This is a genomic window from Capnocytophaga sp. oral taxon 863 str. F0517, assembly GCF_000466425.1.
Taxonomy (GTDB): Bacteria; Bacteroidota; Bacteroidia; order Flavobacteriales; family Flavobacteriaceae; genus Capnocytophaga.
Genome location: NZ_KE992088.1, coordinates 27,939 through 53,607, shown reverse-complemented (window position 1 = coordinate 53,607; position 25,669 = coordinate 27,939). Strand labels below are relative to the sequence as shown.

General features: G+C 40.8%; 18 protein-coding genes and 1 pseudogene. 10 read left to right on the top strand and 9 right to left on the bottom strand.

What is annotated here, in order from left to right:
- Positions 1-53 precede the first annotated feature (53 nt).
- From HMPREF1551_RS01765 to HMPREF1551_RS01735, 7 genes are all read right to left on the bottom strand, one after another.
- The gene (locus HMPREF1551_RS01765) at positions 54-917 is read right to left on the bottom strand and encodes a hypothetical protein (RefSeq protein WP_021627291.1); all 864 of its coding nucleotides are present in this window, start codon (positions 915-917) and stop codon (positions 54-56) included.
- A 1-nt stretch (position 918) separates the two neighbouring features.
- A complete protein-coding gene (locus HMPREF1551_RS01760) occupies positions 919-2,229 on the bottom strand; it encodes a hypothetical protein (RefSeq protein WP_021627290.1) in 1,311 nt (436 codons plus the stop codon).
- 11 nt (positions 2,230-2,240) lie between these two features.
- Positions 2,241-3,491 (bottom strand): hypothetical protein, encoded by a 1,251-nt coding sequence (locus HMPREF1551_RS01755; protein WP_021627289.1) that lies wholly within the window; start codon positions 3,489-3,491, stop codon positions 2,241-2,243.
- A 112-nt stretch (positions 3,492-3,603) separates the two neighbouring features.
- Complete coding sequence (locus HMPREF1551_RS01750; RefSeq protein WP_021627288.1) at positions 3,604-3,891, bottom strand: cyclic-phosphate processing receiver domain-containing protein; 288 nt, start codon at positions 3,889-3,891, stop codon at positions 3,604-3,606.
- 121 nt (positions 3,892-4,012) lie between these two features.
- Positions 4,013-5,029 (bottom strand): PD-(D/E)XK nuclease family protein, encoded by a 1,017-nt coding sequence (locus HMPREF1551_RS01745; protein WP_021627287.1) that lies wholly within the window; start codon positions 5,027-5,029, stop codon positions 4,013-4,015.
- Between the two features lie 61 nt (positions 5,030-5,090).
- The gene (locus tag HMPREF1551_RS01740) at positions 5,091-6,284 is read right to left on the bottom strand and encodes a hypothetical protein (protein WP_021627286.1); all 1,194 of its coding nucleotides are present in this window, start codon (positions 6,282-6,284) and stop codon (positions 5,091-5,093) included.
- A gap of 30 nt (positions 6,285-6,314) precedes the next feature.
- Entirely contained in the window at positions 6,315-6,665 is a 351-nt protein-coding gene (locus tag HMPREF1551_RS01735; protein ID WP_021627285.1) for a WD40/YVTN/BNR-like repeat-containing protein, read from the bottom strand.
- Between the two features lie 597 nt (positions 6,666-7,262).
- Here HMPREF1551_RS01735 and glgP point away from each other — a divergent pair.
- From glgP to HMPREF1551_RS01720, 3 genes are all read left to right on the top strand, one after another.
- A complete protein-coding gene (gene glgP / locus HMPREF1551_RS01730; protein ID WP_021627284.1) occupies positions 7,263-11,453 on the top strand; it encodes an alpha-glucan family phosphorylase in 4,191 nt (1,396 codons plus the stop codon).
- A gap of 253 nt (positions 11,454-11,706) precedes the next feature.
- Positions 11,707-12,840 (top strand): tetratricopeptide repeat protein, encoded by a 1,134-nt coding sequence (locus HMPREF1551_RS01725; RefSeq protein ID WP_021627283.1) that lies wholly within the window; start codon positions 11,707-11,709, stop codon positions 12,838-12,840.
- Positions 12,841-12,879: 39 nt separating this feature from the next.
- The gene (locus HMPREF1551_RS01720; protein WP_021627282.1) at positions 12,880-13,533 is read left to right on the top strand and encodes a DedA family protein; all 654 of its coding nucleotides are present in this window, start codon (positions 12,880-12,882) and stop codon (positions 13,531-13,533) included.
- Positions 13,534-13,610: 77 nt separating this feature from the next.
- On the opposite strand, the gene nrdD is transcribed toward HMPREF1551_RS01720, so the two are convergent.
- Together nrdD and nrdG are read right to left on the bottom strand one after the other, a co-directional pair.
- A complete protein-coding gene (gene nrdD, locus HMPREF1551_RS01715) occupies positions 13,611-15,386 on the bottom strand; it encodes an anaerobic ribonucleoside-triphosphate reductase (RefSeq protein ID WP_021627281.1) in 1,776 nt (591 codons plus the stop codon).
- 67 nt (positions 15,387-15,453) lie between these two features.
- Positions 15,454-15,909 carry an anaerobic ribonucleoside-triphosphate reductase activating protein gene (gene nrdG / locus HMPREF1551_RS01710; protein ID WP_034544110.1) on the bottom strand — a complete coding sequence of 152 codons (456 nt, stop codon included), beginning with the start codon at positions 15,907-15,909 and terminating at the stop codon, positions 15,454-15,456.
- A 92-nt stretch (positions 15,910-16,001) separates the two neighbouring features.
- Between nrdG and HMPREF1551_RS01705 the strand changes: the two genes are divergently transcribed.
- The 7 genes and pseudogenes from HMPREF1551_RS01705 (at position 16,002) to HMPREF1551_RS01675 (ending at position 25,578) form a co-directional block, all read left to right on the top strand.
- Positions 16,002-16,958 (top strand): YhcG family protein, encoded by a 957-nt coding sequence (locus HMPREF1551_RS01705; RefSeq protein WP_021627279.1) that lies wholly within the window; start codon positions 16,002-16,004, stop codon positions 16,956-16,958.
- A 314-nt stretch (positions 16,959-17,272) separates the two neighbouring features.
- Positions 17,273-17,488 carry a hypothetical protein gene (locus HMPREF1551_RS01700; protein WP_021627277.1) on the top strand — a complete coding sequence of 72 codons (216 nt, stop codon included), beginning with the start codon at positions 17,273-17,275 and terminating at the stop codon, positions 17,486-17,488.
- 224 nt (positions 17,489-17,712) lie between these two features.
- Positions 17,713-20,804: pseudogene (locus HMPREF1551_RS01695) on the top strand (SusC/RagA family TonB-linked outer membrane protein).
- A 21-nt stretch (positions 20,805-20,825) separates the two neighbouring features.
- The gene (locus HMPREF1551_RS01690; protein ID WP_021627274.1) at positions 20,826-22,544 is read left to right on the top strand and encodes a SusD/RagB family nutrient-binding outer membrane lipoprotein; all 1,719 of its coding nucleotides are present in this window, start codon (positions 20,826-20,828) and stop codon (positions 22,542-22,544) included.
- Between the two features lie 138 nt (positions 22,545-22,682).
- Complete coding sequence (locus tag HMPREF1551_RS01685) at positions 22,683-22,868, top strand: type II toxin-antitoxin system HicA family toxin (protein WP_021627273.1); 186 nt, start codon at positions 22,683-22,685, stop codon at positions 22,866-22,868.
- Positions 22,869-22,903: 35 nt separating this feature from the next.
- Positions 22,904-23,176: a hypothetical protein gene (locus HMPREF1551_RS01680; RefSeq protein ID WP_021627272.1), complete on the top strand. Its 273-nt coding sequence runs from the start codon at positions 22,904-22,906 to the stop codon at positions 23,174-23,176.
- Positions 23,177-23,202: 26 nt separating this feature from the next.
- Positions 23,203-25,578: a DUF2339 domain-containing protein gene (locus HMPREF1551_RS01675; RefSeq protein ID WP_021627271.1), complete on the top strand. Its 2,376-nt coding sequence runs from the start codon at positions 23,203-23,205 to the stop codon at positions 25,576-25,578.
- Positions 25,579-25,669 lie beyond the last annotated feature (91 nt).

The window sequence follows — 25,669 nt, the reverse complement described above, 5'->3', positions numbered from 1 at the left end:
TATACTGCAAATATAATAATTAATCTTGATTTAAATGGTGGTTAAACATTGTTTTATTCTAAACTATAATCTATAATAACTTGCTGTTTGTAGTTTTCTCCTTTCTCGTAAAAGATTAAAGAACCGTGTTCTGTATTGAGAAAATAGCTATTAGCAGGACCTTTGCCATAAGTTACTTGTTTTTCATCATCGCATTTAAGTATACAATGATCGGAAATTTCTCCATTTTCACTTTCTATGTAGGTTTCGGTAGTACGACCTTTATCATCCAACAAGGTAACACTATCAAATGGTTTTCCCATTCCGTTAGGATAGGTAAATCGTTTTATGATTTTATTTTTCTCATAAGTAGTAAAAATTCTTTCTTCAGAATCTGTCTCACCAGAATAATAATACTCAATTTCCCGACCTTGCTCATCAAAAATTGTATAAGATTCTTCTAAAAAGCGATAAGCACGATTGCGAGTAACGCATCGCTCTTTGTTTTTCTCGTAAGAATATTTACTAATAGACTCTAATTTACCATTCTCCATATGAGTTTGTTCTATAACTCTTCCTTTTTTATCGTAAGCAAATGTCATTATAGAGTCGGTTTTAAATATATCTTTCTTACCCCAACAGAGGTTTTCTACTATTAACTTGCCTTGAAGGTCGTACAAACGTTGTATCTTACTCCGTATATTACCTTCTCCCGCCTCCTCCGTTTGGGTAGTGCAATTACCATGAGCATCGTATTCATAGCATATTATGCTATCTTCCCAAAGACGTTCTTCAAAGAAATTAGTAAACTCGCTATGTATGCGTTTTACCACTTGTTTTTGGTCGTTCAAATAAGTAGTATCAATGTTTATAAAAAGAATTTTAGAAATATCAACCAATCCTGAGTTGATGATTTTTTCTTTAAGAGTTGTGTACATATTAATTACTTTTTACAGTAACCTCTAAATGAGCCTCGTATTCTTCCTCCCTTTCGTAAAAATGATGAGTAGTAAGAAGTTCAACATTGGTTTCAATACCTTCATCAACACGCCATTTTTTTAATTCTTCACGAATAAGGTCACCTTGCTCATTGTAATAATAAAGAGATTTCTCTAAGTTATTTTCATCTTCGAATATAATAGGATCTAAGGATATTAATTTCCTTTTAGGTGCTTCTTTTTTACTATGCTCTATCTTTTGACCTTGATCATTGTAGAGAATGGTTTCAGAGCCATAACTATTAGCACGAAAATAAACATAGTTTTCCGTTTTCTTTATGAGTACTCCTGATTCGTTATAAGTGTATTCTTCTTCCCTTTCATATGTTTTTTCATTTTCATTTTCATATTCATATTCATTTTCATAATGAATCTCTGTTTTCTTTAAGAGTCTACCTTTAGGATCGAGGATACTGATCGTCTCATTATTCTCTGAAATACTTTCCGTACGAATCGTTTCACAAGTGTTATTACCTATTTTTTCTATAATTTTGTGGCTTATTTTATCTGCAAGTGGACCTATTTCATTGCAAATCACCTCATTTTTTTTGTAGGTGTAATGTGTTATACAACCATTACCGCCTATATCTATATGTTGTATAGCTCGGCTTTTACGGTCATATAGTGATACTTTTATACAGTCTATGGCATCTCCATTCCAAGCATCTCCTCGAAAGATCAGATTGCCTCGGACATCAAAAGTACGGCTCTCAATACGTCGCTCTCCCCAAGAAGATACAAATTCTTCTATAGCATATATATTACCTTTTTCATCATAAGCGCTTTTTCTTATATGTGTCCTATACGCTTTTTTAAAATACCCCTCGCAACCATGTATAGTTTCTTGCTGTATACCTCCAATTTTGTCTGTACTTTTTATATTAAGGTTAATTTCTGTCACTTGCTCAGGTGTAAAACCCAAACGTTGTACCCACTCTTTGATAGGCATATGTTTGGCTCTTAACTCCTGCTCACTGTATAAAGGCAAACTAAATTGAAGAATCTCACAACCAAATTCATAGAATGATTTATGTACTATCCCTTCGTTGTAATCATAGTGTTCTACTAATCTGGGTTTTCCATAATGTACAAAGCGTCTTTCTAATAGGCGTCCATTTTTGTCAAAATTCTTCTCTTCCAAAGCAGGCTCGTTGTAGTCAGTTTCTATACTGCTAGGGACATTGCAGGTCATCGCCTCAAAAGCATCGGCAAAGGCTATTTTGTGTTTCTCTGAAATATAGGATAAGGTCATAACAAGTAGTTTTATAATTCGGTTTTTATAGTGATTTCCATGTGTTCATCATAGTCTTCTGCTAAGGTATAAAAATGATGGGTAAGGTGAGTAGGACTACTCTCTAACAGAAGTCTCCCTTTGTCATCATAGGTATAAACCGTTTTTTCTAAGCACTTGACTTCTTGCTTGAGGTCTTTACTCCTATAAATACGTACTGTTTTCTGTCCTTGTGAATTGTAAAGCAATACTTCAAGTTCTACAGAGCGGTCTGTGCTAAGGTGTATTTCCTTGGTAAGTACGCCTTGCTCATTATAATAATATCTACTAATATGCTCGTCTGTTTTGATATTTCGGAAGGTTTGCTTCCCTTCTTTGTTTTTCTTACGTTTGGTGATATAGTTTGTCTTTTTCTCTCTTACGATTCTCTCTTCATTATCCAATACGATAAGACTTTTTCTAAGATCCGTACTATCCCCATAATAATATCTTTCTACTTTGTAGGTATAAGCTCCTTTTTTTATAGTCTGGGTATAGCCTTCTTCTTTGTATTCAAAAGGTTTTTTAGGATTGAGTTTTACTATTCTCACTCTACTTTTGCCCTTAGAATAATCTATAATATTAGTGATTCCATCTCTGTTACTAATGATTTTTCGATCAAGATTTTTATCATCATCATAACCATAGACCTCCACTGTATTGAAAGCATCTGCGTCCCAAGAACTTTGTTTGATAAGGGTTCTTCCATTTAAATCAATGGTACGCAGTATGTTTCGTTTCTCGTTCCAATAGGCGTTAAATCCTTCACTGGAATAGATATTTCGCCTATCATCATAGCGGATATTATCAATCCCCATACTTCCTCTTTCAGCAAAAAATCCCTTACACCAATTATAGGTTTCTTGTAGTTTCTGCCCTTTTTCATTGTAGTTTTTCAGACGTACGCTTATCTTAGTGATAGCTTCGGGCTGAAAGCCTAAAGCCAGCACGCGTTCCTTAATAGGCAGATAGAGTGTTCTTTGTGCCTGTTCTGTATAGATAGGATAGATAAGGCGTACCATTTCCTGCCCTCCATAAGGGTATAGCTTCTTATATACACAATTACGCTTATAATCATATAGCTCTCTGAAAATAATTCTTTTACCATTGTATAACCGTCTTTCAGAAAGTCTCTCTTGTTCATCAAAATCCTTTTCTTCACGGGTATTTTGGCAGAGCATAGCCTCGAGTATATCCGCATAAGCAATGTTTAGTTTGTCGGTAAAGTTATCTAAGAGTATCATAAGAAGTAATTTTTTCGGTGCAAAGATAGTTGCCTAACCGGACAGACTGTGACCTTGCAAATGTTAATTATTGAGGGTTAATTGTTAATTATTGACTTGTTGTCACCTAAACTTAAGACTCAAAATTTTTAAAATTCTCCAACAAGCGTTCTATATTTTCCCTACCCACAGGGTTTTGGCTATGTACTTGGTAGTTGGGTAGGGAGCGTTGGTGTTCCAAGCAGTATGCTACTAAGTACTTAGCACAGTCATAGCCTGATAGATCTTCCCCTAAGTCATGGTCAAAGGAAATAAAATCAGGTAGTCCCTTTCTCTCAAGATAGGCCACAAACTCCTCGTAGCTATATACACGGTCAAAACCCTCTGGAGTAGGGCGGAGGTCATCTAAATAAAGATTCATTGTATTACTTTAAAAATTACACCGCAAAGATAGGATATTAAATGGACAAACTATGACCATGTGCAATATTTTTTGGGAAAAATATCCCCACTTTTCTTAGGAGTGGGGAGATTATAACAGACTATCCTAAAATCTCTTTTCGTAAGAAATCTAGATATTTAGCTAGATTTTCAACTACTTTTTGAGCATTTACAAACCCTTTTTCATTAGCTAACCAGTTCTCTTTATCAACAATAGCAACTGTCATATACTTACCATTACCAAACCTATCTGGTTTTCTGATTTCGTTTAATCCTAAAGCGGTTGCTTTCTCAATAATTAAATTGTAAAGCTCATTACGAGTGTTTGTCCTGTCGAAATTATCAGGCAAATCAATATCGTCAGGGTCTGTTGATAATTTAAAGCACAATTTCCCTTCTTCAAGTTGTATGTATACGGGATAATCTCCCCAATACTCCCAATTAAGAATGGCATTCCAAAATCCTCCATTTGGATTATTTACATAATGCCATTTTAGTATATTGATTTTAGTTTCAATAAGTTTGAAAAAACCTTGCCAATCATTACCATTCCATTCGTCTAAAGGTTTATGCTCAAAGGCTGTACTTAACTTTTCTAAGTTGGTCATACGTTCGTAAAAATCAATAAAGATATTGTTTTTAATATCTTTATGATTATTAAGTAAAGTTATGAAGTCAGTTCTGTCAAAGATAGCGTATCCTTTGTCTTTTATTGCATTAAAAATGCTTAAACTTTCATTCCCTGTTTTAAGGTAAATACAAATAGGTGTTTCATATTTGTTTTCTGAACACCATTTTTCTGCTATTTCCTTATAACGTTCTAATTGATTAGAATGTTCTGAACTAATGGTTTTATCCTCTATTATAATAAGATATTTACCATTTACTTCCGCCCATACATCAATGTTTTCCCACTGACGCCCTGCTTCAACTGTAAGTATGGGCTCATTAAAATTTGGAATTTGTTTTTTTATGAGCATAGAAACAAATTCTTTTGCACATAGGTTTAATTCCTTGTCATATTGCTGATTGTCATTATCAGCAAAAGCCAATAGCCAAGTGATAAAAGCATCCTGACTAAGTTCTTTGGTAGCGATGTTAAAAATATTTGGTTTCATAAAAATATATTTTTGTTTGACATTGAAAATATAAAATTTATTTTAATATAATATTAACTTTTTAATCTTTTCTATAACACTTCAAAGGCATAAATACACTTACTGCTTCATTGATAGACAGATGGACTTCCGATGTTATTCTTTCACGGAGTTCACCATTTTCAAATAAGCTCAATTCCCAGTTATACCCTCGCCAATCGTATTCGCAACCCCATTCTATTTCGCCCTCTGCATTCTCTCTTCCTGATTCAAATGTTATCCAGTCGCCAGAGTCTTCAAAATTCGAACCTTCATAGCTCAATATATAGCCATTGTCTATATTCCCTTCTTGGTCGAATATTACACTACCTAACCTAATATCTCCCCAGCGATTTACAATGTTGAGATTTTCAAAAGTACTTAGCGTTTGATAGTCTATATCCAATTTTTGGGGAGAGTAGAAGAAGCTGTACCAAACTCCTTGGTGCGCTTCTTTGTTATATTCCTCTTCAAGAAGCGTTTCTATTGTTTCATTGTTGTTGTCATTGCCGCTTTGAGTATAAAGAGCCACTTCTACTATTTCTCCTTCTTGATTGTAAGAAAGCCTCTTTTTTAATATGTCCCACTTACCATCATAGAATTGTTCATATGCCAAGTATTCTTCGCAAGTGTATTTTTCATACGCTTCATCGATTTCGTTATAATACTCACGAATCTCAAAAGGAATATTAGTAAAGAAACGTTGAGACTTGAAAGCTTTCCCATTATCATGATACTCATAAACATCTCTGACAACCTTATATTCTTGGCCTTGTATATATCTAAGTTTATCACCGCAATATTGTTGTTTATAGGGATAAAAAGTATTAGTAACCTCTGCTATACGAACACTATCAGAACTATAGAGATAAGAAGTTGTTTCCTTTCGGCATAGAAATTCCCCTCCTATATAATACTCGTATTGAATAACATAGCCTTTTTCATCGTAACAGAAAGTTTCTAAATCACCATTAAGCCATTTTATTTGTACAATATTTCCTTTCTCGTCGGTCTTTTTGTAAACATCAGGTGAATGTAAAGAAGATGTTTCTCTTCTATTTCTATCTCTCATCAAGAAAAAACGGTTCAGATTTCCGCGTTTAAGACATTCTTTTCCGAGATATTCTCGAGGGAAGAATCTATTGAGATTACTTTCTGATACCAATTTAGGTTCATAAAAATCACATTGTCTAGCATTATAATTTGCCTTAATGAAATAGTCTTCAATTAATAACATATTTATACAAGTTTTAAAATTAAACAATTCTTAGCTACGTTTTGTCCAACTAGCTCCCTTATTTTTAGAAACATATAACCCTTTAGAGGTAGTAGCTAAAAGTTCATTGCCATTTACCTGAATAGATTGAAAGCTCCCATAGTTTGAATTTACACAGCGAGATGTCCACGATTTTCCTTGATTTATAGATGCATAAACTCCTTTAGAAGTTGTAGCTAAAAGTTCTGTTCCAAAGATGGTTAGATCATAAAAATCACCATATGAAATACTAGTACAGCGTGTAGACCAAGTTTTACCATTATTAATGGAAACTTCTATCTTCTTTGCATTAGTAGGACAAATTCTCAACAATTCGTCCCCTAAGTTAATTAAATTTGCCATATAATTAAAAGATTAAATTGATTTATCTAGTAAAAATGTATCAAACGCAGGCTTCCTTTTACTTCGTCCGGAGCCCGACCAAAGGCTAACACAAAAGCAAAAAGGAATACCTGCGCTTATAAGGCAGGCATTTCGTCCTCTGCTTTCCTTGTGCTATTGAAATGTTTGGTCGTATTCCGGAGCGAGGAAATCAAAGCGAAACGCTATATCATTATATTTTTGGGTATGTTTATCTCAAATATTTAAGTGTTTTAAAATTTGCGACAAATATACAAATTTTTATGACATGTATTTCCTTTTTGCCTATAAAAATCTATGGATTTATATACTTTTTCTCTTCCACATGGCAAAGATAGATGCCAAGCTGGACAGGATAAGTCGCCATAATTGTTAATTATTAATGGTTAATTGTTAATTATTAGAACTTAGTCATTAATCATTAACCATTAATCATTAACCATTAATCATTAACCATTAGCCATTGATCATTAATCATTGATAATCAGTTTATTGAAAAAAGACAATTAAAAATCAGTCGTTTTTCTTTTTTCCTCCCTTAAAAATGATTATATTTGCAAGGTGATACAACCATAATTCATGAAAGAAGAAATAACAATGAATCCGAATTATTTATTTGAAGTTAGCTGGGAAGTATGCAACAAGATTGGGGGCATACATACCGTATTGGCTACACGTGCTACTTTGGTACGTGAGAAGTTTGCCGACAAGTATATCACTATAGGCCCAGACCTATGGCAACACAGGGAAACCCCTGAATTTATCGAAGATCAATCCCTTTTCCCTTCATGGCTGGCGCGTACTCGTGAGGAAGGCCTAAGGGTAAGGACGGGTTATTGGAATATAAAAGGGAAACCAATTGCTATTTTAGTGGATTTCTCCCATTATATCAGTGAAAAAAATGAAATTCTTACCTACTACTGGAACACCCAACAGCTCGATTCGCTCGATGCTTCCTGGGACTTTACCGAATCTGCCCTCTTTGGCTATGCCGTGGGAAAGGTTTTGGAGAGTTTTGTACATTTCCAAGTAGGGGTGCGTGAGCGTGCGATTGCTCATTTCCACGAATGGATGACGGGTACCGCCTTACTCTATCTCAAGCAGGAACTCCCTCATGTGGGAACGGTCTTCACCACCCATGCCACTGTCTTAGGCCGCAGTATAGCGGGCAATGGTTGGGCACTTTATAACTACTTGGAAGAGTACAAGCCTTCTGAGCTGGCAGCCCGCTTCTCTGTACAACACAAGCACGGCTTGGAGGCCAAGGCCGCTTTGGCAGCCGATGTCTTTACTACAGTAAGTGATATTACGGCTCGTGAGGCAGCCCACTTCTTAGGCCGTATCCCTGAGGTGGTGACCCCTAATGGCTTCGACGAAGGACACCTAAGCGACCGTACCAGCTTCCTTGAAAAACGAAAGAAAGCAGCCGCTAAGCTCCAAGAGGTTGCCCAGAGCGTGACAGGGGCTACTTTTGAGAAAAAACCTTTCTTTGTAGCTATCAGCGGGCGCAATGAGTTCAGAAACAAAGGAATAGATGTCTTCATCGATGCCTTAAGATACCTCAATCAGGATGCCACCTTCGATCAGCAAGTGGTGGCCTTTATCCTTATTCCCGCTGCTTATGAGGGGCTTAATACTATTGGGCAGACCTATACAACCCATTTGGTGAAGGATGAGTATCAGAATATCATCGTCTCCAAGCTCCGTGAGGCGCAGCTCTTCAACCAGCTACAGGACAAGGTGAAGGTAGTCTATTGCCCCAGCTATCTCTTGGGCAATGATGGGGTGTTCGACCTTTCTTACTATGAGCTGCTTACCGGAATCGACCTTACCGTATTCCCTTCCTACTACGAGCCTTGGGGCTATACACCTTTTGAGAGCTTGTGCTTCGGGGTGCCTACCATAACCACCACCTTAGCGGGCTTCGGTACTTGGGCTTTGACTCATTTTCCTAATGAAAACTTAGCCTTGAGGGTACTTCGTCGCGATGATAGCAACTACCAAGAGGTAGTCACAGGAGTGGTGAGCCAAATAGAGAAGATAGCACGCCTTTCGCCTACCGCTTACGAAGCGCTATGGGAAGATGCACAGCAGATAGGCAGGGCAGCCCTTTGGGATAAGTTCTATGCGTTCTATCAAAAAGCTTATGAACTGACCCTTAATAAGTTAGAACCTCGATTGGCCGACCTTCCTGTAGTGGATACCGATACAGCCGTATGGGAGCAGTCTCGTGTGGTCAATACGCCTTTCTGGCGTAGTGTGATCGTACACCGCTCCACTCCTGAGAAGTTCAAAGCCCTCGAGGAATTGGCCAAAAACCTTTGGTGGTGCTGGAACGAAGAGGCCGAACAGCTCTTCAAGAGTATTGACCCCGAAGAGTGGCACCGCGTTCATAAGAACCCTATCCTCTTGCTCGACTCTATCTCTGTGAGTCAGTTCAAGGCCTTGGAAAATGATCCGGACTTCATGGAACGCCTCAATAAGGTATATACCAACTTCCTTAACTATATGGAGAAGAAGAAGGAAATGACCGATCCGGCCATCGCTTACTTCAGTATGGAATTTGGCTTGCACTCTTCCTTAAAGATTTATTCAGGGGGCTTGGGTATCTTGGCAGGGGACTACCTTAAGGAGGCCAGTGACAAGGCTACCAAGATTACAGGGGTGGGCTTGCTCTATCGTTATGGTTATTTCACTCAAAAAATATCTGCCTTCGGAAACCAAGAATCCGAGTATGAGGCGCAGGACTTTACTAAAATTCCGGTCTCCCCAGTATTGGACAAGGAAGGCAAATGGCTTAAGATCAGTCTCGACCTGCCCGGTCGTACGCTCTATGCCCGTGTATGGCGCGTGGATGTAGGTCGTATCGAACTTTACTTGCTCGATACCGATTATGAGGATAACAACGATGAAGATCGTACCATCACCCATCACCTCTATGGAGGTAATTGGGAAAACCGACTCAAACAGGAGATGCTCTTGGGCTTGGGAGGTATCAAGATTCTCCGCAGCTTAGGCCTCTCTTTCGATATCTACCATTGCAACGAAGGGCATGCCGCCTTGATCGGTCTGGAACGCCTCAATAAGTTCATCAACGAATACCACCTTTCCTTCTCCGAAGCGGTGGAAGTGGTACGAGCCTCCTCGCTCTTTACCACCCATACTCCAGTACCTGCGGGGCATGATGCCTTTGAGGAAACGATGCTACGTGCCTTTATCGGCGACTATGCCGAAAAGCTCCATGTGGACTGGCAACAGATTTTGGCTCTTGGTAAAATTAATGTAAACGATCCGCACGAGAAATTCTCCATGAGCTTCTTGGCGGCCAATCTCTCTCAAGAGGTCAATGGAGTGAGCATGCTCCATGGTGAAGTGAGCCGAGATATCTTCAAGGATATGTGGAAGGGTTACTTGCCGGAAGAACTCCATATCAGTTATGTAACCAATGGGGTACACCGTCCTACCTGGACTTCGCCTCTGTGGAAGGAAATAGAAGAAAAATATTTTAGAAAGGAAGCGGGCGCCTATACGGCAGCCTCTTTTGAGGGAATCTATAATGTACCGGATGAGAAAGTAGCTCAAATCAAGCAGGAACTCCGCACCAAGCTCGTACGTCGGGTAAAGCATAACCTAACAGATAGTCAGAACGTTACCTACTTTACACCTCGTGAGGTAGTACAGGTCTTCGATACCCTCCGCGATGATGTACTGACCATCGGGTTTGCCCGTCGTTTTGCCACCTACAAGCGTGCCCACTTGCTCTTTACCAACCTCGATAGGCTCGATGCGATTGTCAACAACCCAGAACGCCCCGTGCAGTTTATCTTTGCCGGAAAGGCACACCCTGCCGATAAGGCTGGCCAAGACCTCATCAAACATATCGTGGAAATATCCAAGCAACCGCGTTTCTTAGGGAAAATCATCTTCCTTTCCAACTACGATATGGACTTAGCGCGTACCCTTATCCAAGGGGTGGATGTATGGATGAATACCCCTACACGTCCGCTCGAAGCCTCCGGTACCAGTGGGGAAAAGGCCGCTATGAATGGGGTAATGCACTTTAGCGTACTCGATGGCTGGTGGGTAGAAGGTTATCGTAAGGATGCCGGTTGGATGCTTCCTCAAGAACGTACCTACGAGAACCAAAAGTACCAAGATGAACTCGATGCAGAGATGATCTACAACATCATAGAAGACCAAATCGCACCTACTTTCTATAATAAGGATAGCAAAGGAATCTCTATAGAGTGGTGTAGCTTTATCAAAAATACCATAGGAAAGGTAGCCCCTCAGTTCACCACCTATCGTATGCTTACCGATTATGAGAACCAATACTATTATCCACAACAAAAACGCTCTAAGCTCCTCCGTGGCAATCACTTCGAAAAGGCTATTGCCCTCTCCCAATGGAAGAAGAAGGTAAGCCAAGAATGGGCGCACTTGCGTGTGGAAAAAGTAGTGGCTCCTAGGCGTGATCGTGAACTCATCACCTTGGGCAATCGCTATGAGGCAACCATCGAGCTCTACCTAAGCGAACTCTCCCCTGAGGATGTAGGCTTGGAATTGGTCGTTACACGCAAGGAAGACGGACAGGTGAAGGTGGTGGAACTTATCCAAGCCGAACTCATCTCCTTCTCTGGGCGTGTGGCTACCTATAAGCTCTCCGCGCTTACCGAGGATGCAGGCCTCTTTATGATCGCCCTACGCCTCTATCCTAAGCATGAGCTATTGCCTCACCGTCAGGATTTCCCATTGGTTAAGTGGCTCTAAAAGAGTTTTGAGTTTTGAGTTTTGAATTTTTAGTTTGAGTAACTCAAAACTAAAAACTCAAAACTAAGAACTAAAAGGCTGTCCTTCGGGGCAGCCTTTTTAAAGTTATCAACAAAATGAGAAAGTTATAACCAACTTTGTCGAAGATAGGATAAAAAGTAGTATTTTAGCTCCTTGAAAAAATACACTTTATAAAGCGCCTAACCTTTTGGTAATGAGGTGCTTGCTACAAGATAATTACTTAAGGAAAACAATGTATTCAAAGAATAATGAACGCAAGGAGGTGATTTCTCGGTACGAATCCTTACTCGACCAGCATAAAGTAGGATTTTTCGATAGCTATCAGTATGAGGAAATTATCCTCTATTACTTCGAAAATGCCAAATATGCCAAGGCCAAGCAAGCCTTAGAAATTGCCCTAAGCCAATTCCCTTTTGTCACTGCCCTGAGGCTTCTACAAGCCGAGATGCTGATCCAAGAGGACAACCTGCAACAGGCCGGAGAAATCCTCGATGAGGTGATCCCTCAGGAGCCCTATAATGCAGATATATATGTACAACGCGCCCACCTTTATTCCAAGAAAAATGACCATCATAAGGCTATAGAACTCCTGCAATATGCAGCCGCTTATTCCGATACCCCTTCCGAAATCGATGCTCTGATCGCCATGGAATATGTATATATGGAGCAACATGCCTTGGCTAAGAAATATTTTAAGCGTTGCATAGCACGCAACCCTGAAGACTACTTCGCCTTGCAGCACCTGATGCACTGCTTCGACTTCTTGGGCGAGCACCAGCAGGCCATACAGTTCCTTACCGCTTTCTTAGACAACAATCCTTATTGTGAGGTGGCTTGGCATAGCTTGGGAAGGCAATATATCCTACAGAAAAACTATCAGGAGGCACTCCGTGCTTTCGATTTTGCAATCATAAGCGACAACACTTTCACTGGGGCTTATTTCGAAAAAGGAAAGGTACTCGAACGCCTTAAAAACTACAAGGCGGCTATTGAAAACTACAAGGTGACCCTCTCTCTGGACGATCCTTCTTCCTTTGCATACCTACGCATAGGGCATTGTTATGAGAAATTAGGGGAAAGAGCGATGGCCGAACAGTATTATTTCAAGGCGGTACATGAAGACCCCCAGTCCAGCAAGGCCTGGCTGGCTTTGGTAGAGTATTATGCCAGAGAAAATGACTATGAAAAAGCGGAAAAATACGTCGCAAAGGTATTGCTTAACGAAGGGGACAACCCTATCTTCTTGCGCCGCTGTGCTGATATATACAACCATATCGGACGTACCGAAGAAGCCAAACAAATATACGAACAGGCAATGGACTTGGTGGACTATTCTTATGACATACACACCGACCTGGCAGAATAACCTAATAGAATTGAAATACTAAAAGAAGAATCAGACATTATGGAACATTTTAATAGCTGGACTGATCTTGTTAATCCAGAGTTTTATATAAAGTTGGGCGGATATTGGCTCGTATTATTCATCATCTTTGCTGAGACAGGACTTTTCATAGGCTTTTTCCTCCCCGGGGATAGTCTTTTGTTCATCTCTGGCATCTATGCGGTTCCTATGGTCAAGGATACCTTTGGTATTACCGGTAGTGACCTGCTCGATACCACCATCATAGCCTCCTCCATCGCTCTGGCAGCCATCATAGGGAATATGGTCAGCTATTGGTTTGGCCGTCGCAGTGGGCATGCCCTCTATGAGCGAAAGGATTCCTTTTTTTTCAAGCGAAAATACCTCCTCAAGGCCGATGTCTTCTACAAGCAGCATGGTGCGGTAGCGGTGATCGCCGCGCGTTTCCTCCCTATTGTACGTACTTTTGCCCCTATCGTAGCCGGAATCGTAGGCATGCGACGAGGTCAGTTCATGGTATACAATATTATAGGAGCCGTCGCCTGGTCGTTCTCTCTGGTCTTCATGGGACACTATTTGGATAAGATCTTTATCGACCAATTCGGCATTGACCTCAAAAAACACTTGGAGCTAATCGTTCTCTTTATCGTACTGATTACTACCGCTCCGGTGATTATCAAACTATTTAAGAGATAATGACAAACGACAAATGACAAATGACGAGTGACTAATACCTCTATTAGGGTTAGTCACTCGTCATTTGTTATTAGTCACTATTTAACGTGATAATGTCTGAGTTTGTGTTCTTTTTGCCTTGCAGTGCTAAAGCAGGACACGCGCTTAAGGTAGCCAATCACACGGGTAGCGTGATCCACATTCTCGCTGTGGCAATGAGGACACTCAAAGAGGGTACGCTTATCAATGTGGTTACATTCGTTACAAATTGTAATACGTATATTGAAACAGAAGTAGTTACAGCCAGCTAAGGCCGTTGCATTGAGCAGTTTTAGGAAGCCCTCCTTGTTCGGAGTCTCTTCCAAATTTAGGTGTAGAGCGGAGCCACCATCCAAGTACTCGATAAACTCCTTGCCATGGAGGATAATTTTGTCCAAGACATTCACATGCTCATCTTCCACTGCATAGAAATAGGAGTTATAGCATTCACGAGGAGAGAAAAGCCCTGCTTTCTTGTCCCATAGTGCATTCTTCACCCCTAAGTTCTCCGCAGGGACAAACTCGGTGTTGAACATATAACCATACAGCTCACGCGCCTTGCGGTTCTCATCATAGATGATCTTCAGGTGGTGGCGCACAAACTCCTTATACTGCTCATTATTGGTAGGAGCAATGTCCAAGTACTCAGCGGCCTCTACCATACCATTGATCCCTATGGTCAAGAACTGCTTGTCAAGAGAGATAAAGCCCGCATCATAGACCGGTAGAAGGCCGGCTTCCTTGTATTCCTCTATGAGTTTGCGGAAAGCTACCTGATACTTATGGATCTTACGTACCTCCTCTGCCAAATTGCGTTTTTGCTGTACCAAGCGGTTCATATTGAGCGTAATCACATTGATAGACCCAGTGGCTACCCCTCCTGCTCCTAAGGAATAACTGAAGGTATGGTCAGAAATCTCATTGCGCAAGCGGCAGCAGGAGGCCAAGCTATCGGCACTCTCGGACTGATACACGAAGAAGGAGTTCCCTTCGCTCAGCTCTCCTGCACACATATGGGCAAAGTCCTGATCCACCGGTTTGCCTTTGGCCGTAAGCATAGCGGCAGTCACCACAGGGAAAGTAAGGATCGCCTTGAGGCGCTCGGCATTGAACCACTTAAGGAAGAAGTGCTGTAACTTGAAGAGGCGGTCATAGCTCGGACGGCTCATATCTGGGAAAACAAACTCCCCAAACATGCTCTCAAAATAAGGCTCATCATAGAGGGAGATATTCCAAAATACAGACTGGTAGCCTCTGGCTGCTGCTGGCTGGTTGATGGCATAGACCACATGCTGAAGGTGGTTCTCTATTACCTTGGGATGTGTCTCCAAGTAATCTTCTCCATAGTCCTTGGCGGCAAAGTGATCAAAATAAAGGAGAAACTCCACCGTAGCCAAAGCCCCGGCAAACTGCGAGCTGATGGCAAAAACTAAATTCACAAACTCCCCGCAGAAGCTCTCCAAGTGCTTAGGGGCACGGCTCTCCCCACCCAGCTTCATCAGCCCATCCAAGAGGAAGGGATACATACTGATGGATACGCAATAAGGCTTGAGAGAAGTCTCATCATGCACATAGATTTCATGCGCCTCTATTTGGCGAATGTACTCCCCAGCGAGCTCCTCTCCGAAGAGTTCTGAGATCTTGCGGCGTACCAGCTCCCGATTGATTTGGATGTTGATATCCTTGTTGATTTCCGCCTCCATGGTAGCAATGTTTTTGCTTGTAACATTCGCATTGGCATCCACTTGAGAGGCTGTGGCGGCATTTACCGCATGCAGATATTGATTAATGAAGTCAATCTTCTGCTGAATTTGATTTTGTGTAAGTCGAATCATAAAAAGTTGATTTATAAGTTTTTAGTGATTAGTGGTTAGTTATTAGTCACTAGTCATTAGTCATTGGTCATTGTCGAAACATTTCATTAAGTACTTTTCCACTACTTACCTCTATAAAGCGTTGGTTGGTAGTAGGAGCCGACAAGCCCCCCAAGGCTTCGATCCATGGGCCGGCCTTCAGCCAAGTAAGTTGCTCTTTGATAGGGGAGGGAACCTGTGCTTCGGTAAGTCCGGTGTAGAGACAGGTATGCAGCCCATAGGCGCGGGCAATTTGTAGTTTGTGGATAAGAGCTTCTGTTTCCCATTCGCCTCCCATAAAGAGCACACAGGAGATCATATCCCGATAACGCTCTAAGGCAGCGAGGAAGACCTCATCCGTTAGTGGCGTACCCGACCCCTTTTTCCATAGGAAGGGCGAATGACAGCCCTTGCAGCGCAGTGGACAGCCCGTCACGCTAATGCACAAGCTAATCTGTCCGGGGACTTCTTGCAGAACTATTTGTAGGTCAGAATAATAAATCACGGCTATATCTTTTTTTGTGGTAAGACAAAGGTAAGGAGAAAAAGAAGGGCTTTTTCCACAGCCTTGATAAGTTATCAACCGAGTTATCAACAATGGTGGAAATCATTCATGCAGTCAATAAAGAGATGATAGCTCTTTATTGGGAAATTGGTAGGCGTATTACCGAACAACAAAAAGCACTTGGATGGGGTAGGTCTGTTGTGGAAAGCCTTTCTGAAGATATTCAAAAGGAGTTTCCTGGCATACAAGGGTTTAGTGCAAGAAACATGTGGGATATGGCTCGCTTTTATACTGAATATCAGTCAAATGAAATTCTGCAACCATTAGTCGCAGAAATTAGCTGGTCAAAGCATATTGTTATTCTAACCAAGTGTAAGCAAACACAACAAAGACAGTTTTATATCTTGGCAACTAAGAAATATGGTTGGACAAAAGATGTACTGATACATAAGATCGAACTGAAAACGTATGAGAGTTTTTTGCTTGGACAAACTAACTTCGATACTACGCTACCCGAAAATATTCGCAATCAAGCAGTCCTTGCTGTAAAGGATGAGTATATATTGAACTTTATAGGATTAAACGAGGGGCATTCAGAATATGAGTTGGAACAAGCAGTCATTCAGAATATTCGTGCTTTTCTAATGGAATTTGGTACGGATTTCTCGTTCATTGGTAATCAGTTCCGATTGGAGGTGGATGGCAGAGAATACTTTATCGACCTATTGCTTTACAATCGCCGCCTGCAGGCAATGATAGCTGTGGAACTAAAAATAGGAGAATTTAAGCCTGAATATAAGGGAAAGATGGAGTTCTATCTCAATGTGCTGAATGAGACGGTTAAATTGCCACATGAGAACCCTGCTATAGGCATCATCATTTGCAAATCCAAAAACAGGACAATTGTAGAATATGCCCTCAAGACCTCGACAATGCCCATAGGAGTAGCAACATATAAGCTCTCCCCCGAACTACCCGATGTGTATAAGGAATTATTGCCTACATCCGAGGATATAGCCAAGAAATTAGAAGTACTTATCAAGGAATAAAGTACAGGGGCACTTTATAGAAAAAAATCCTACTATATCAAATTTATTTTGTGTCTCGGCAAAAAAATAGTAACTTTGCAGTACTTATCTAAGTGCTACAAGATGAAATATTCGGAACTACATAAAAAACTAAGAGCTGTAGGGTGTTATATCATTAGACAAGGAGGAGGCCATCCTAATTATGGTATAGCTGCCCACTGATGATAAGTTTTCAACCGAGTTTTCAACAAGACAACAACTAAAGGTCAGAGGCCAGTTCTGTAATTTGTTATTTATAATTAAAGTCGTATCTTTGCAGAAAAAATAACTATACTATGGATACATTAATAAAATCTCCCAGTGCTAAAGATACACTTTTGACTGAAAAAGGGTGTGATGAAAAGCAAATCTTCTCTCAGGAGGATGAGACGTATTTTACAAAAGCTCAGATAGATACTATAAAAAAAGGTATAGAACAAGCCGATAATGGACTATTAATTCCCTATACAGAAGTAAGGAAAAAAGCTCGTGAAATATTATGTGGGAATTAGAATGGACACCTCAAGCAGACTTCTTAAATATTTAGATTTAACCATAAGTCAAAAGGATAAAAACACCCTTATTTCCTGCTCTCTTCGAAAGAATTGATTTAGTGTGTCATAGGAATAAAAACGCAAATTTAACACAAAAAACCACAAAAAATCACTGCTTTTGTCCTTGTGGTATGGAAAAGATTTCGTATCTTTGAACCGCTAATCAAAATTCATAAAGAGATATGAACTTAAAAAAATTATTCTTGATCTGTTCCCTTGTCTTTACGACAATGGCCTTTGCACAGCAGACCGTCATCGGGAGTGTGAAGGACAGCAAAGGGAAGCCAGTGGCCGGTGCCTCTGTCCTTGTGGTGGGTACTAGCCGTACGGCCACTACCTCAGCCGAGGGAGCTTACTCCATTGAGGCCCTAGCCGAAGAAACCCTACAATTCTCCGCTCAGGGCTATCAGAATGTTCAAAGGAAAGTAGGATTGGAAACTACTATTGATGTAGTGCTCGCCCTTGTCTCCGAAGATGCCAAAACCGTCGGTGCCCTCGGTATTGAGCGTGATGCCAACGCCAAAGGCTACTCCGATACTACCCTGGAAGGAGGGGATGACCTCAAAGGAAAAACCGCAGGATTGGCTGCCGCTGGTAGTGGTATGGGGCAAACTAAAATGACCCTTCGTGGGACTAGCTCCGTAGCCGGTAGTAGCCAACCGCTTGTAGTGATTGATGGGGTACCTATGGCCGAAATGGGTGAAAAATATGGAAATGCGGCCTCCGAAATCAACCAAGATGATATCGAGTCTGTAACCGTACTCACTGGTGGTGCTGCTACTGCTCTCTATGGAAGCCGTGGTGCTAATGGGGTAATCCTCTATACTACCAAATCCGGTAAGGGGGGAAAACCTCTATCGACTTTAACTCCTATGTGACTTTCGAAAGACCCGACATAGCACCTAAGCTACAAAATGAATACGGAGGGGGGTTTGCTCCTACTTGGAAAACAGCAGAAATAGATGGTGTCGATCAAAAGGTAGCAAGATATGATGAAGATGAGAACTATGGACCTAAATTGGATGGAACGATGTATCTCCCTTGGTATGCCTTTGATCAAAAATATCTTCCCCAACACTACCACAAATTGGTACCATGGGAAAAGCCTAAAAACGATGTAACGACCTTCTTCCAAACAGGGATTACAACCAATAACTCCATCTCAATTACGCGTTCCCTCTCCGGAACCAACTTGCGTTTCTCCTTAGCTAATAGTGAAACCACTGGTATTGTCCCTACTACCGAAATGGACAAAACCAATATGTCTTTCAGCTTTACCTCAGATCTTTCTTCTAAACTCAAAGTAGAAGGAGGCTTGAACTACTCCATCACGACCCGTTTCAATCCTCAATACAGCTATACCCAAAATACTTTGGCTCGTATTCTATATGGAAATACTCAGGTACAGTTGGATTACAAAAAACTGAAAGAGTACTATATGGATCCCGATGGAAAACCTCGTACCTGGAACCGTGGTGCTTGGGATAATGCAAGTCCTCGATTTACAGATAACCCTTATTGGATTATCAATAAGCAAACGAATAATGATAAGACCCACCGCTTTTTCGGGAATATAGGTTTTACCTATAACTTTACCAATCAATTATACCTTATCGGAAAGATATATGGGGATGTGTATAGCCTTATGACTGAAGAAAGGATAGCAGTGGGTTCTATGGAAGAATCAAAATATAGTAAATACAACTCTTATAACTCAGGATTCAACTATGAAGCGCGCTTGCACTATAATCCTGATTTTGGGGAAACACTCAAGGATATCCTTACGCTCAATACTTTTATAGGAACAGCTCGTGCAGAAAACAGATATGAAGTAGCTGGAGGGTTTACCAATGGGGGTTTGGTGGTACCTAACTTCTATTCCGTAACTAATAGCCGACAAAAATCAACTGCTTATTCCAAATCTACATGGAAACGTACCAACAGTGTCTATGGGATGGCTTCTTTAGGATATAAAAGTACCGCCTTTTTGGAACTTACTGGACGTAATGACTGGTTCTCTACTGTTTCCAAACCCATCTTCTATCCTTCCGCTACCTTCTCTTATGTGTTTACCAATTCTTTTAAGAACTTACCTTCATGGTTTACTTATGGTAAGGTACGTGCCGGTTGGGCTCAAGTAGGAAACGATGCCGACCCTTATGTACTTAAGAATTATCCTGTGGTTAACCAACCTTTGCATGGGGTACCTAACTATGGTATCAACGATGAGATCAACAACCCAGACCTATTGCCAGAGCTAAAGGAAACTTGGGAAGCAGGGCTTGACCTCCAATTCTTCGATAGCCGTCTTACTTTAGGGCTTTCCCTCTATGATGCACTTTCCAAAGACCTGATTATCTCTATGCCAGTAGACCCAGCTAACGGACATACCTCTAAAAAGGTAAATACTGGAGAAATGTCCAACAAAGGTTTCGAAATCACCCTTTCGGCTACCCCTATACAAACTGAAAAATTTGGCTGGTATATCGACTGGAACTTTTCTAGAAACGTGAATAAACTTATCAAGTTAGCCCCTGGGATCTCTCGCTACAAAGTAAGTTGGGATGCCTTTGGAAATGTAAATCTTTATGCTATGGAAGGTCGTCCTTTTGGAGAAATCTACGGACAAGGTTATAAGTATGACGACAAAGGAAACCGTTTGGTAGATCAAGAAGGTACTTACCTACGTTCCGAAGAAAAACTATTAGGGAATATCAATCCTGACTTTACCACAGGGCTTACCAATACCTTTACCTATGGCAACTTTAGTCTTTCCTTTACCTTCGATCACCAACATGGAGGTAAGTACTTTTCAGGAGCTTATATGCTGGGTATGAATGCCGGTTCTCTTCGAGAATCAGTATCCAATGGTAGCCGAGAACCGGATCCTAATGGCCCTGAAGGATTAGGACAAAGAGGGGTACTCCTTCCTGGGGTATTTGCACCAGGCACGCCAAAGGCTGGACTTCCTAATGACAAGTGGATCTCCGCTAAGAAGTATGGAACGTCTTTCTATCAACAAATAGCTGAACAAGGGGTATTCGATGCTTCCTATATTAAGCTCCGTAGTCTATCCCTTTCTTATTCAGTGCCCCTACCTGAAACAAAACATATCAAAGGCTTGAACTTTACCCTCTCTGGCTATAACCTTTGGACAGGAGGTCTTGACTGGGATGGTATGGATCCGGAAACCGCCGCTTACAATTATGGTATCGGTGACTCCTCTCTTCCTACCACCAAAAGCTATACCCTCTCTGTGGGAATACAATTATAATAATCTAAACAAAGAAAAAGTATGAAACGAATTATAATATCTTTATTAACAGCTGGAATGCTATTGGGGGGCTGTACTAAGGACTTTGAAAAGATCAATACTAGTCCCAACGATCCGGAAGAATTCCTAACTGGGCCGCTGTTTGCCAATGCTACTTATGGCTTTATGTATAACCTACACAAACAGCAAAATTCAGCCACTACAGCACGTACCTGGATGCAATATTCAGCCCAAACTACCTATACCAAGGAAAGCCGCTTTATAAATACTCCCTCTGTAGGGGAGGGTATATGGCAACAGAGCTACAAAAGAGCCCATAACCTAAAGAAAATCATAGACCTGAATAGGGATCCCAAAACAGGTTATGTGATCGAAGAAGAAGGAGGAAGCAATATAGCGCAAATAGCTGCTGCCCGTACCTATATGGCCTATATTTTTAGTATATTAGTAGCAACCTTTGGGGATGTACCTTATTATTCTGATATTCAGAGAAATAACCCTAAATTCCAAGCCTTACAGACTGATAAGTATATCACTCCAGTATATGCTTCTCAAAAGGATATTTATTTGGATTTGCTCCAAACCCTAAAACAGGTGTCCAATGATTTAAACGAAGCAACAGAGGCTAATACTTTAACAGATGATTCGGGAGTTTTTCCAGAAGGAGATTTCCTATTCAAAAGTATAGGTACATTGAAACACTTTACCAACTCCTTACGCTTGCGTATTGCCAACCACCTAAGATATATAGATGGTACTTATGTCAATGATGCTGATCTGGAAGCGGCTGCTAAAGAGGTTATTGATTATTATGCAGCAGGATATGATGATGAACTATTACAATCTGATGAAAATATAGAATTTCCTTATGAAAATTCTTATGACTATTGTGGCCCTATTCATCAAGATTATTTTATAGACAATCGTTTAGACTATACGCCTTCCAATAGTTTTGTAGATCTCCTTGCAGGACGTAACCAAAAAGCGAATGACACTCATGTAACTGCTGGTGTAGATCCTCGTATAGAGAAATATTTTTCTCCAACAGGACTTAATAAATGGTGGGTTCTAGATGGGTATTACCAAAATGCAGCACCAGCGGATCCTATCAATGTGTCAAGATATGCAGGTATGCCTTATGGAATGGCAGAAGGAACCACAGGAGAACAGTTTGGAAGTGGAAGTAATATCTCTCATTTTGCCTCAAGTATTCTTAAAAAGGATACTAAAGAACCTGTTATGGAATATGCAGAAGTATGCTTTATCCTTTCTGAAATCAGAGGTTGGAACCAGGCTAAATACGAAGAAGGAGTACGTGCTTCTATGAAAAAGTGGAAAGTAAGTGATGCAAGAATAGCAGATTATATGGAGACCCTACCTGAGGCTTCCAAGGCTACTGTACTGACTCAAAAGTATATTGCCTTATATTTGGATCCTAATGAGGCTTGGGCTGAATATCGTCGTACTGGTTATCCTAAAACTTTGATCCAAGTAGGAGATGTGGTAAATCTTAATATACCAGAGAGAGACGAGAATGGTACTACACGAACCACTTATACCTTTACCTCTTTGGAGGCGGATATTAACGAAATTCCGGATCGTATTGGCTATCCATTGACTTATACAGGGCTTAATGTGGCTAACTATCAGCAAGCGGTTAGAAACATGGGAATGAATTCTGATTCAAGGACACATAGGCTTATCTTTGCTCAAAAGAGACCTGCCCTCCCAAGGCGATAATGTTTCCTTAATTCTTTATCTCCTTATAAGGGGCTGCCCACTTGCGGGCAGCCCCTTATATCTCTAAAAATAAAAGAGAATATTTGCTTGGAAGAATTAAAAATTGTAACTTTGCATCACCTATCTAAGTCATAAGAGATGAAATATTCAGAACTGCATAAAAAATTAAGAGAAGCGGGTTGTTATGTTATTAGACAGGGTGGAGGCCACCCTATATGGTATAGCCCCATTAGTGAGGATAGCTTTCCTACAAGTCGCCATGAAAGCCAAGAAGTGAAAGTAGGAACACTCAATAGAATCTTAAAAAAAGCAGGACTTAAATAAAATAGTTTTAGAAGTAATCATTAAAATATAGAATTATGAAATTGACCGCATTTATAGAAAAAGGAACAGATGGTACTTATGGTGTTTATTTGGATGAAAATGAATTAGATCTCTTACTTATAGGCGATGGAAATACTATAGAGGAGGCTATAGATGATTTTTATCTTTGTAAGGATGAGATGAGGGAATACTACGAAGAAACCGGTAAAATATTCCCTGAATTGGAATTTGTTTTCCAACTGGCTGAAGAGACCGAAAATACGTCACAGAGCACTTCCAAGACATCTCCTCAGTTGGAATTTGCTTAAATGATTTCATTGACAAATTAGCAAGTATGATTACAGACGAACAATGGGCTTCGTTGAATGATAAATTGGATGGCATCCTCCGCAATCAGTCTTATCTCAACCAAAAAGTCTTACAAATACAAAGCCAATTGGAACGCCTCTCTCCCGCTACAGAGGCGCCGAAGGTGATAGCCCCTCCTATCGCCGAACCTATTGTGGCTCCTATAGAAGATAAAAAAGAGGAAAGAATTGTAGAAATCCCTACTCCTAAGGTAGCGATCTCTACTCCTAAGATAGAAACTTCTACTCCCGAGCCTGAAATGCCAAATTCCAAGGCTGCTCCTCCCATGCCTGAGGCCAAACCCACTCCTGTGGTGGCTATGGAAAAGCCTACAGAACCTCCTCTGTGGGCTAAGAAATCCGATTGGGAACGCTTCATAGGGGGTAATCTCTTTAACAAGATAGGAATAGGCATTATCTTGATAGGGATGTTTATCGGAGTGAAGTATTCTATCGATCACGACCTCATTAGCCCTGTTATGCGTATTCTCTTGGGGTACCTCACCGCAGGAGTGCTCTTTGGCGTAGGCTATTACCTTAAGCCTAAGTATGAGAAATTCAGTGCGGTACTGGTCAGTGGGGCGATGGCTGCCTTCTATTTCCTGACCTATGTGGCCTATGACTTCTATGGGATGTTTCCCATAGGGGTAGCCTTTGCCCTGATGGTGGGTATCACAGGGGCTACCATTCGCTTTGCCTTAAGCTACAATCAGCAAGTGATAGCCCTTATTGGGATGGTTGGTGGCTATGCGGTGCCTTTTTTGCTTAGTACTGGAGGCGGACATGTATGGGTGTTGCTGACCTATGTTGCTTTTATCAATGTAGGGATTCTGATCCTCTCCTTCTACAAGCAATGGCGGTGGCTCTATCATTCGGCCTATTTCTTTACTTGGCTGCTCTACCTCTCCCTCCATGTGATGAACCATGAGCAAGACCAAGGGATGTATTTCTCTTTCCTATGTCTCTATTTCTTGATCTTCCATTTTGCCTTTATAGCGCGCAAATGGTTCTCTCAAGATATTTTTTCCACCAGAGATATTCTGATTTTGCTTTCCAATACCTTGCTATTCTATGGCTTGGGGCTTTCTTTTAGCTTCGAGAAGGTTTTTACCGATTTTCGTAGCTATCCCACTTTGTTTACCCTGGCCAATGCGCTTTTCCACTTTGCAATCTATTACTATACCCGCAGTAGAAAGGCCTCGCAGCAGTTGAAATATCTTAGCCTGATCCTCTCCATATCCTTTGCTACCCTTACCATTCCTATCTATTTTGAAGGGAACTGGACGACCTTCCTTTGGGCGATGGAGGCAGGGGGACTCTTTTGGGTCGGGCGTGTCAAGCAAATTCGTCTCTATGAGCTTATCTCCTATGTACTGCTGCCCTTGGCGACCCTAAGCCTTTGGGATAACTGGGCAGAAATGGAAGAACAAGTCAGCTATGAACCTGAGCAGGTAAAGGCCTTTCTGAATATGACCTTTCTCAATTCGGTGGTCTATTCCGCTATTGTAGCCGGAATTTCTTATATCAATAGCCATCATAGGGAAAAAGCTAATGAAAAGTTTGATTATATCATCAATATACTCTTATTTGTAATCCTATACGCAACTTTTTATATAGAAATATATGATTATTGGCAGATAAGGATTAACCTTACCTACAGAGAGGATACACTTGAAAGCATGCCGCTCTATAACTTGGAGTGTTTCCAACATATGTGGCTCTTGGTCTATACCATGGCCTATATGGCACTTTTCTCCTGGATAGATAGGCGCTATGTTCAAAAGGAGAAAATCATGTTTTATAACTTGATATCCAACTTAGTACTTATTTTTTTGATGCTCACCGGAGGGCTTTATCTGCTAAGTGAACTCAGAGAATTTTTCTTAAGCGATACCCCCCATACACTAATGCCTGTAGCCATTCGCTATATCGCCCTCTCGGCTTTCGGCTTGTTGTCTTGGCAGACTTATAAGTTGCTCCAATCGGAGGCTATCAGTTTTAAAAACAAAAAGTCACAAGAATTGGTGCTCTGTGGGGTAATCCTATGGGTGGCCAGTAGCGAGTGGCTTCACTGGTCGGAACTGCTCAGTACAACGGCTAATTATAAGCTGGGACTAAGCATCTTATGGGTACTCTATGGGGTTGTCATGCTGGTGCAGGGCATACGCCAAAGTAAGAAGTATCTTCGTATAGCCAGTATAGGCTTGATTCTCTTTACCTTGCTCAAGCTATTCTTCTATGATATAGCGCACCTAAGCACCCTCTCCAAGGTAGTGGTATTGGTTATATTAGGGGTACTGCTCATGATAGCCTCCTTCCTCTATGCCAAGTATGATAAGAAAATACAGAATAGTGACAAGTAACGAATCCTCCTTCCCCGAAGGGAAAGTAATCAAAGACTAATTTCAGGGTGATAATTAACAATTAACAATTTAAAAATTGTTTTGGTATGTT

What these genes read in the sequence shown, in the direction of transcription:
- HMPREF1551_RS01765 (WP_021627291.1), bottom strand. Translation starts at nt 917, where the DNA reads ATGTACACAACTCTTAAAGAAAAAATCATCAACTCAGGATTGGTTGAT.
- HMPREF1551_RS01760 (WP_021627290.1), bottom strand. Translation starts at nt 2,229, where the DNA reads ATGACCTTATCCTATATTTCAGAGAAACACAAAATAGCCTTTGCCGAT.
- HMPREF1551_RS01755 (WP_021627289.1), bottom strand. Translation starts at nt 3,491, where the DNA reads ATGATACTCTTAGATAACTTTACCGACAAACTAAACATTGCTTATGCG.
- HMPREF1551_RS01750 (WP_021627288.1), bottom strand. Translation starts at nt 3,891, where the DNA reads ATGAATCTTTATTTAGATGACCTCCGCCCTACTCCAGAGGGTTTTGAC.
- HMPREF1551_RS01745 (WP_021627287.1), bottom strand. Translation starts at nt 5,029, where the DNA reads ATGAAACCAAATATTTTTAACATCGCTACCAAAGAACTTAGTCAGGAT.
- HMPREF1551_RS01740 (WP_021627286.1), bottom strand. Translation starts at nt 6,284, where the DNA reads ATGTTATTAATTGAAGACTATTTCATTAAGGCAAATTATAATGCTAGA.
- HMPREF1551_RS01735 (WP_021627285.1), bottom strand. Translation starts at nt 6,665, where the DNA reads ATGGCAAATTTAATTAACTTAGGGGACGAATTGTTGAGAATTTGTCCT.
- glgP (WP_021627284.1), top strand. Translation starts at nt 7,263, where the DNA reads ATGAAAGAAGAAATAACAATGAATCCGAATTATTTATTTGAAGTTAGC.
- HMPREF1551_RS01725 (WP_021627283.1), top strand. Translation starts at nt 11,707, where the DNA reads ATGTATTCAAAGAATAATGAACGCAAGGAGGTGATTTCTCGGTACGAA.
- HMPREF1551_RS01720 (WP_021627282.1), top strand. Translation starts at nt 12,880, where the DNA reads ATGGAACATTTTAATAGCTGGACTGATCTTGTTAATCCAGAGTTTTAT.
- nrdD (WP_021627281.1), bottom strand. Translation starts at nt 15,386, where the DNA reads ATGATTCGACTTACACAAAATCAAATTCAGCAGAAGATTGACTTCATT.
- HMPREF1551_RS01705 (WP_021627279.1), top strand. Translation starts at nt 16,002, where the DNA reads ATGGTGGAAATCATTCATGCAGTCAATAAAGAGATGATAGCTCTTTAT.
- HMPREF1551_RS01700 (WP_021627277.1), top strand. Translation starts at nt 17,273, where the DNA reads ATGGATACATTAATAAAATCTCCCAGTGCTAAAGATACACTTTTGACT.
- HMPREF1551_RS01690 (WP_021627274.1), top strand. Translation starts at nt 20,826, where the DNA reads ATGAAACGAATTATAATATCTTTATTAACAGCTGGAATGCTATTGGGG.
- HMPREF1551_RS01685 (WP_021627273.1), top strand. Translation starts at nt 22,683, where the DNA reads ATGAAATATTCAGAACTGCATAAAAAATTAAGAGAAGCGGGTTGTTAT.
- HMPREF1551_RS01680 (WP_021627272.1), top strand. Translation starts at nt 22,904, where the DNA reads ATGAAATTGACCGCATTTATAGAAAAAGGAACAGATGGTACTTATGGT.
- HMPREF1551_RS01675 (WP_021627271.1), top strand. Translation starts at nt 23,203, where the DNA reads ATGATTACAGACGAACAATGGGCTTCGTTGAATGATAAATTGGATGGC.